The sequence below is a fragment of the Streptococcus sp. WM07 genome, from assembly GCF_004570525.1.
GTDB lineage: Bacteria > Bacillota > Bacilli > Lactobacillales > Streptococcaceae > Streptococcus.
Genome location: NZ_SPPZ01000221.1, coordinates 1 through 414 on the forward strand (window position 1 = coordinate 1; position 414 = coordinate 414).

2 protein-coding genes are annotated in these 414 nt (G+C 42.8%); both read left to right on the forward strand.

The annotated features are described in order from the left end of the window. On the forward strand, positions 1-230 hold a 230-nt coding region (locus E4T71_RS09075), incomplete at its 5' end, for a BMC domain-containing protein (protein ID WP_135038987.1). A 45-nt stretch (positions 231-275) separates the two neighbouring features. After that, a partial coding sequence (locus tag E4T71_RS09080; protein ID WP_135038989.1) for a BMC domain-containing protein occupies positions 276-414 on the forward strand: 139 nt, incomplete at its 3' end.

The window sequence follows — 414 nt, forward strand, 5'->3', positions numbered from 1 at the left end:
AAGCAGCAGATGCGATGGTCAAAGCAGCTAATGTAACGTTGGTTGGAAAAGAACAAATTGGTGCTGGTTTGGTAACGGTTATGGTTCGTGGGGATGTTGGTGCAGTTAAGGCTGCGACAGATGCAGGCGCAGCAGCAGCAGAAAATGTAGGAGAATTAGTCTCTGTCCATGTAATCCCACGTCCTCACACTGAGGTTGAAGTTATTTTGCCTGGAAGCAAATCTGAATAAGTTTACAGAATTAGGAAACATTTTAAATAAAAAGGAGAATAGAAGATGAATGCAAACGCACTTGGAATGGTAGAAACAAAAGGACTTGTAGGCGCAATTGAAGCAGCAGATGCGATGGTCAAAGCAGCTAATGTAACGTTGGTTGGAAAAGAACAAATTGGTGCTGGTTTGGTAACGGTTATGG